This is a genomic window from Streptomyces sp. SID4985, from assembly GCF_009863025.1.
GTDB lineage: Bacteria > Actinomycetota > Actinomycetes > Streptomycetales > Streptomycetaceae > Streptomyces.
Genome location: NZ_WWIR01000006.1, coordinates 1 through 7598 on the forward strand (window position 1 = coordinate 1; position 7598 = coordinate 7598).

Below are 7598 nucleotides of genomic sequence, written 5' to 3' on the forward strand. Positions count from 1 at the left end.
CGGCGAACACGACGAGCCCGACGCAGTCGAGCCCGATGTCCCCGAGGTCGCCCCGGCCGCCCATCGCGTCGGTGAGGCCGTCGTTGAGGTAGTGCAGCGGCAGGACCTTGGCGACCGTGCGCAGCCAGTTCGGCATCAGGTCGTCGGGGAAGAACGAGCCGGACAGGAACGCCATCGGCACCATCACCAGGTTGGCGATGGCCGCGACCGCCTCCGGGGTGTTCGCCAGGCTGCCGACGACCAGACCCATCGCGAGGAACGCGGTCACCCCGAGCACGAGGAGCGGAAACGCCGCCCACCAGGGGCCGTTGAGCTCCAGGCCGAAGAACGGCAGCAGGGCGACGGCAGTGAACAGCAGGGTCTGCGTGAGCGCGACGGCCACCGCCACCGTCCAGCGGGACGCGATCAGCGTGCGCAGCGGGGTCGGGGTGCGCCAGATCAGCCGGAGGAGGTCGTCACGCCGCTGTTGCATGAGGGAGAAGCCGACCGAGAACACGGCCGCGTTGCCCACGCCCCAGGACAACACGCCCGGCGCGATGTAGTTGATGGACGCGAGTCCGCCGTCGACGTGCTGGCCCTGGAAGATCAGCCCGAACAGCACCAGGAAGGCCAGCGGGAAGGCGAAGGTGAAGAAGAGGGTCGTCTTGTCGCGCACGCTCGCGACATAGGTGGCCCTGGTCAGTGCGGCGTAGGCGCTCAACGGTGGTGCTCCGATCCGGTGCCGGTCAGCGAGAGGTAGGCGTCTTCGAGGGTGGGGGTGCGCACGGTGACCGAGTCGATGTCGACCAGGTCACCCAGCGCGGGCAGCACCCGGTTGGGCACGGTCGTCTCCAGGACCAGGTCGTCGCCCTCCACGGTGGCCCGGTCCACCCCGTCCAGAGCGAGCGCGGCCTCGGGGGTGAGCCGCCCGGCGGGCACGAGGAGCCGGGTCGGCGCGTGCAGGGCACGGATCAGATTGCGCGGCGAGTCCAGCGCGACGACCTGTCCGCCGGCGATGATCGCCACCCGGTCGCACAGCGCCTCGGCCTCGTCCAGGTAGTGCGTGGTGCAGATGATCGTGCGCCCCTCCGAGCGCAACGACTTGAGCAGCTCCCACAGTTCGCGCCGGGCCTCCGGGTCGAGCGCGGCCGTCGGCTCGTCCAGGAAGATCAGCTCCGGCTCGTTCAGCAGCGCCGTCGCGACCGCGAGCCGCTGGCGCTGACCGCCCGAGAGATGGTCGATCCGGGCGTTCTCCTTCTCGGTGAGCCCCACCCGCTCCAGCGCCGTCGTCGCCACCTCGGGGCCCATGCCGTAGAGCGCGGCGACCGTGCGCAGATGCTCCCCGGCGGTCAGCCGGGCGAAGAACGCCGAGGACTGGGTCTGCACACCCATCCGGGCCAGCAGCTTGGTGTCGCGCGGCCACGGGCTCTGCCCGAAGACGCTCACAGTGCCCGAGTCGGCCTCGCGCATCCCCTCGACGATCTCCACGAGGGTGGTCTTGCCCGCGCCGTTGGGGCCGAGGACACCGAAGAACTCGCCGTGCCGCACGGAGAGCGAGACTCCGTCGAGCGCGGTCACGTCGCCGTAGCGCTTGGTCACGCCCGTGAGGTCGACGACCGTCTCGGCGGGGGGTTCGGGGTGTGCGGCGTCGGACTCGGTCTCGGGACCGGTCTCAGGCTCGGTCTCGGTCTTGCTGTCGGGTGTGCTCATCTCGCCTTTCCTTGCTGTGTCCGGAGCGGCCGGGACGACCGCCGGGGCGGCACCTCCCGGCGGACTGTGGGGGTGGGGGACGGCCTGTGGGGCCGTCTGTGGAGCGGACGCCGTTTCCGGCGCCGCCACGGCCGCGCGCCGCTCCCGCAGCGAGCGGCCGAGCCCGCCCAGCGCCCACAGCAGCAGCACGGCCGCGAGCAGGGCAGGGGGCAGCGACCAGGCGAGCACCGCGTAGCGGTCCGGGAACATCGAGCGCAGCGCGGCCCCGCACAGCGCGAGCAGCGCCGCGCTCTGTACGGCGATCAGCAGCGCGAAGCCGCCGTACAGCAGCCGCAGCCGCGCCGGGTACGCGGCGACGCCCGGACCGCGCCGGAACACGCGCCGTACCGCGAGCGCCATGAACGTACGGCTGTTGCCCGCGAGTTCGACCACGCCGAGGGCGTGGGCGAGCGCCTTGTAGCCGTCGAGCGGCGGCAGCGGGAGGAGGTTGGCGAGGCCCAGCACCGTGCCGAGCAGCAGCAGCGCGCCGAGCGCGGAACGGCCGTCGGCACCGGCCGGGAGCAGCGCCCACACCGGGTAGAACGGCACCAGGAAGAGGAGGTTGGCGAACACCCCGGCGCAGGCGGTGGCCACCTTGCGGGCCCGGCTGCCGAGGAACTGCACGTCCTCCACCTCGCAGTAGAGGTACGTCGCGAAGCAGAACCAGCGCAGCCCGATCTCGGTGACCCTCCCGCCCCAGGCCCGCGCGAACAGCCCGTGCGCCAGCTCGTGCAGCGCCAGACCGCACCACAGCACACAGCCGATCGCGAAGAGCAGCACCGGCTGCCGCGCGGTCTCCTCCGTCTGCCGCCACAGCGTGCCCGCCTGGACGACGACGGCGACGAGCACGCCGACCGCCAGCGCCGTGAGCACCGTGAGGGCGGCGGGGCGGCGGGCCCACGCGGTCATGCCGTGCAGCCGGTCCATCAGCGCGGGCGCGTCCGCGACCATCCGGGTGCGCCCGGCGAGAATCCCGTTCGGCGGATGCTCCGGCCCGGGCGGTGGCCCGGCGGCCGGCGCGGGGGAGTTCTCCAGCAGACCCCGGCCGTGCAGCAGCCGCAGCAACTGCCCCCACTGCGCCTCACCCAGCCGCGCCCCGAACGCCCCGGCGTACTCCTGCCCGATCTCCGCCAGCGTGCGGCTGCCGTCCAGACGGCTGATCAGGAAGTGCTCCTTCGGTCCGAGCTCCAGACGGCGCCCCGTGCGCGGGTCCTTCAGCAGCTGGACCCGGGCCGCTCCGCGCACGAGCGCGGGCCCCTGGACGAGGTCGGGACGGACCCGGGGCCGGGCGGCGAGAAAGGTCTCGGTGGTCACGCCCCGCCCTCCGGCTCCGGACACGCGCCGCCGTCGCGCAGGGCGCGCGCGAGGACGTACGACAAAAACGCCTCGTCCCGCACGGTCATGCTCAGCCGGTTGTTGGTCATGTGCATGTACGGCGAGAGCAGCATGGGCAGCGCCTGCCCCGGCCCCTCGGGGACGATGTCCCGGGTGCCGTCGTACGACCGGAAGACCAGCGTGCCCTTCTCGGCCAACTCGGTCGCCCGGTCACGGAGTTCGGCGCAGTGCTCGGCCCAGCCGCGCAGGAACGCGGGGAGCTTCGCGGACTCGCCCTCGGCCACCGCGCGGCGGATCTGCCGGAAACGCCCGGGCAGGCTCGTCCCCATCCCCGAGTACGCGCGGTCGTAGCCGTCGTCGGCGGTGTAGTTGGTCGTGCTGAACGCCCGGTTCCAGAAGGTGTGATAACGGTCCAGGAAGTTCAGCAGGGCCTCGTCGTCCCGCAGGAACGTGCCGGACATGACCATCATCAGCTGCGCGGAGAGCCCCAACAGCACCGTGCGCACATGGAGGTTCATCGTGCGCGCGGCCTCGATCACCAGGTCGCTGGAGCGCTGGAAGTGCGACTCGGCCAGCTCGATCCCGGCCGGGCCGCCGTACTTGCCGTACTCGGGCTCGTACGGGCGGTCCTCGAAGGAGTTGTTGGGCCGCAGCAGCATCTTGCCGTCCGGTCCCAGGTACTCCGAGCGCTCCTCGTCGCCGAACTCCAGCGTGAACAGCGTCTCGTAGAGGTCCGCGAAGAAGCCGTCCTTCACCTCGTACAGCGCGGGCCGCTCGCGCAGGAACGCGGCGAGCGCGGCGTGGGCCCGCTCCCGTACGGCCTCGGCGTCGGCCGCGCGGGCGGGCTTGAGACGCAGCCGCAGATGCGGGCCCTCCAGCCAGTAGTTGATGAAGAAGTACCCGGCGAGCAGCCCCTCTTCGGTGAGCGCGTCCACCAGCGGGCGGACGCACTGGAGGAGCAGCGGGCGGGGGCTGGCCGCGTAGAAGACGTGCACGGCCAGCCACTCGCCGGGGGCGTCGTCCCCGGCGGCCGGGCCGGGCGCGGCGGAGGGTTCGGTGGAAACGGTCATCTGGGTCCGTCCTCTTCGGGCCGTCCGGCCGGGAGCAGTTCTACGGCGAGTTCGGCGACGTGCCGGCCGCGCGGGGAGGTGACGTGCAGCTCGTTCTCGCCGGGGAGCATCTCCTCGAACACGGTCCGGGCGTGCTTCCCGGCGAGGAGTCCTTCGAGGGCGGTGAGGGAGAGCGGGGACTCGAAGTCGACGTACTGGGGCTTCGACCCGCCGAACCAGGCCGGGGCGCCCCCGGACCCGGACTCCTCGTGGACGGTCGCGAACACCCGCGCGGGCAGCCCGTGTTGGAGCCGCCAGCGGTGCCAGCCGAGATACCACTCGCCGTCCGACGTACCCGGCGCGCGCAGCGGGAGCGAGCCGTCGGCCGCCGTCCAGGAGCGCCGCTGGAGGACCAGCGCGTGATGGCGCACGCGCGGCCTGCGGGTCACCCCCGCCTCGGCGGGTCCTTCCGGTACCCCGCGCCACACGTCCGGCACGGCGCGGGAGGTGGGGGAGAACAGGAGGAGGGTGCGCGGGATCTCGGGCAGCACCATCGGGACCAGGTAGCCGAGGTAGACCGGGACGACCTCGCGGTCCAGGCGGCGGGAGCGCAGCAACAGGCGGTCCGTGGCCTCGTCGTGGACGGCGTAGAGGTCGTCCAGGTGGAGGCGGGCCTCCTCGGGGGCGGTGCTGTGTTCGCCGGGGCAGACGATCTCGTGGTCGGTGAGGCGGCCGTGGAGGTTCAGGTTGGTGGTGGCGGCACCGGCGGTGACCTCGGCGAGTACGGCGCCGGGTGGCAGTGTCGCGCGCAGCTCCTCGCGCAGGGCGTCGGTCAGGCCGGGGGAGTCCGTGCTGTCGAAGCAGTGTGTGAAGCGGGTGAAGGGGAAACTCAGGCCGCCGTAGGAGTTGTTGAGCACGGCCAGCGGGTCGCCTTCGCGGCGGGCGAGCTGGAGGAAGTGGCTCTGTGGGGCGAACGCGGGAGCGGCAGAGCCGAGTTGGCGTGCCGCCTCGTCCACGGTGGTGTCGTCGAGGGCGAATTCCTCTGCGTCGGCAGGTAGTTCGGCCCAGCTCGCGCGCATCCGGGCGGTGAGCGCCGCGCGGGCCCGGTCGACGGCCGTGATCTCGGGCATGCCGAGCCAGTTCTCCTCGGGTGCGTGGCTGCCGTCGGGGAGGTAGCCGTCCTTGGCCGAGGTGAACTGGAGGTACTGGCGGAAGATGTCCTCGTGGAAGTCGTGGACCAGACGCAGCAGATCGTCGCAGCGGCCGCCGCGTCCGTAGCGGGCGAGGAAGAAGCCCTTGAGGGTGAGGCGTTGGGGGAGCGCCACGTCGAACGCGGGCAGGACGCGCCCGATCGAGCGCAGCGGGCCGTCCGCCAGTGCGGCCCACTCGGCGAGCCCGGCCGTGGTGGTCCCTGCGGAGACGTCCTCGTAGAGCAGGGTCTGCGGGAGCACGGGTCGTTCGGCTCCCAACTCGGTTTGCAGGGACAGGAGTTCGGTGCGCAGGCCGGAGAGTATCGCGCGCCGGGCGGGTACGTCCGCCGCCGGATACCCGGCGATGGCGGCGGCCGGGCCGTCCAGCCGGGCGGCGAGGGCGTCGGCCCACGGCAGCCCGAGTCCGCGCAGCGCTTCCTGGAACGCGGCCAGCGGGTCGGGGCTGTGCACGCTCGTCTCCAGCGCGGGCAGGCGCAGCATCCCGAGGTCGCGCAGCGCGGCGAGATAGTGCTCGGCCTCCGCGTCCCCGGCGCCGGTGGTGTCCGCCAGCCAGCGGGCCAACTCGCCATGAGTCAGCGGAGTTTCCGCGTCGCGCAGCAGGTCCAGCATTCCGTCCAGGGCGCCCTGGCGGCGCAGGAAGAACAGCCGGTCCTGGGCCGCGTCGAAACTGACCGGCGCGCTGTCGTCGCCCGCCGTCACGGCCCGGCGGACATAGCGCACCCGGTCGTCGTCCAGCTTCCAGCCGGAGGCGAGCGCGACCGGCAGCCCGGCTCGGCGCTCCGGGTCGGCGGTGATCAGCTCCGCGAGCCGGGCGAGGACGACGACGTTGAGCCGGGGGTGACTGGTCCAGGCGTCCCCGACGACGGTCTCGGCCCCGTCCGCGACGGCATCGAAGCGGCCCAGCGCCACACCGGTCAGCGTGCTGAAGGGGCTGGTCTTGCAGGCCGTCCGGTAGAGGTACGACAGCAGCGAACGCTCCATCTTGCGGGCCCGCTTACCCGGCACCGGCGCCGGATCGGCGGCGAACGCGTCGAGCCGTTCCTCCAGCGTGGGCGAGGCCAGGAGCAGGCCCCGGCGCAGCCGGTCGTCGTGGGCGAGCCCGCGCAGCGCGGCACGGGTGCGCACCAACTCGTCGGCGACGACCTTCTCGCCCTCGACGCGCAGCTCCTCGAAGCGGACGCGGGCGTCCAGCCAGGTGGCCAGATCCGCCCCGGTCGTACCGCCCACCCCCTCGGCCAAGGCGCGGGCGGTGTCCAGGTCCCCGGGGAGGCGGTTGTTGAAGACCTGCCGCCGCAGCGCGAGCAGGCGGCGGCGCAGCGCGGCGTCCTCGGTCGCGCCGACGGCGGCGGACAGCGGATCGCTCAGCCGGGCGCCGAGGTCGCGCAGCCGGGACTCCTCGGCGGCCGTGCGGGCGGCCCAGTCGGCCGCCTCGGGCGCGCGTAGCGCCTCCACGGCGGTGACGGGCAGACCGGCCACGCGCAGCATGAACCGGTGGTGCAGGCCCACGGGTCCGGCGGTGCCGGGAGTGTCCTGCGCGGTGGTGGCGGTCGGGCTCATACCGGGCCCCTTTCGTCTGTTGGCCGCTCGTCGGTCGACCGTTCGTCTGTCGGCCGCTGGTCTCTTGGCCGCCCGAAGCCCCGGCGCACCGGGGAGGCGTACGGGGTGCGGGTGCGGGTCACGGGGCGACGATGTCGTAGCGGTAGTCGGCGGGGCGGCGGCCCTCGTCGCCGATCATCATGATCAGCAGCGGGATCTCGCCCCGGCCGTCGGCGCCGAACTCCTCCGCGTACGACACGCAGTCGAAGCCGAGCGCGACCCCGCAGCCGGTCCCGGCGGCCGACGCGGCGGTGTACACGGCCTGCGCGGTCGCGCCCACGGCGGCGTTGACCAGCCGGTAGCCCCGGTCGCCCACGGCGTCCATGACGGCGTGCGTGCGCGCGACCGGGACCAGGACGGCGGCGGCCTGTTCCAGGTTGTAGTTGGCGAGGAAGTAGTTCTCCTGGAGGAAGGCCCCGAAGGACCCGGCCCGCATCAGCACCAGCTCGCCGGTGTCCCGGTCGTACTCGTACAGCCCCGGCGGCACGTCCCGCACGTGGTTCACGAAGACGTGCAGCCGGGTGAGCGGTGGGCCGCCGGGCGTCTCCACGTCGGTGTCCAGGTCGCTCCCGGCGACGGCCGAGGCGAGGACGGCCGAGAGCTTGGCCGGGTCGAGCGGGGTGCCCGTGAACCGGCCGAAGCTGCTGCGCCGTTCGCGCAGCGCCCGGCGCACCGGGGC

The 7598-nt window shown here is 73.2% G+C and carries 5 protein-coding genes; all 5 read right to left on the bottom strand.

Features of this window, described 5'->3' with window-relative positions; genetic code table 11:
• Window positions 1–700: ABC transporter permease (locus tag GTW40_RS00290; protein ID WP_161178110.1), on the bottom strand; the 700-nt coding region annotated here is incomplete at its 3' end.
• Window positions 697–3042, bottom strand: coding sequence for an ATP-binding cassette domain-containing protein (locus tag GTW40_RS33660; RefSeq protein WP_343245583.1), 2346 nt, complete (start codon window positions 3040–3042; stop codon window positions 697–699). The genes GTW40_RS00290 and GTW40_RS33660, both read right to left, overlap by 4 nt.
• The gene (locus GTW40_RS00300) at window positions 3039–4133 is read right to left on the bottom strand and encodes a lantibiotic dehydratase C-terminal domain-containing protein (RefSeq protein ID WP_161178111.1); all 1095 of its coding nucleotides are present in this window, start codon (window positions 4131–4133) and stop codon (window positions 3039–3041) included. Before GTW40_RS00300 ends, GTW40_RS33660 begins: the two co-directional genes overlap by 4 nt.
• Window positions 4130–6880, bottom strand: a complete 2751-nt coding sequence (locus GTW40_RS00305; RefSeq protein ID WP_161178112.1) for a lantibiotic dehydratase — start codon at window positions 6878–6880, stop codon at window positions 4130–4132. Before GTW40_RS00305 ends, GTW40_RS00300 begins: the two co-directional genes overlap by 4 nt.
• A 118-nt stretch (window positions 6881–6998) precedes the next feature.
• A partial coding sequence (locus GTW40_RS00310) for a nitroreductase family protein (RefSeq protein ID WP_161178113.1) occupies window positions 6999–7598 on the bottom strand: 600 nt, incomplete at its 5' end.

Bases quoted from the DNA above. Each gene is read 5' to 3' on its own strand.
- GTW40_RS00305 (WP_161178112.1), bottom strand. From the start codon at position 6,880: ATGAGCCCGACCGCCACCACCGCGCAGGACACTCCCGGCACCGCCGGA.
- GTW40_RS00300 (WP_161178111.1), bottom strand. From the start codon at position 4,133: ATGACCGTTTCCACCGAACCCTCCGCCGCGCCCGGCCCGGCCGCCGGG.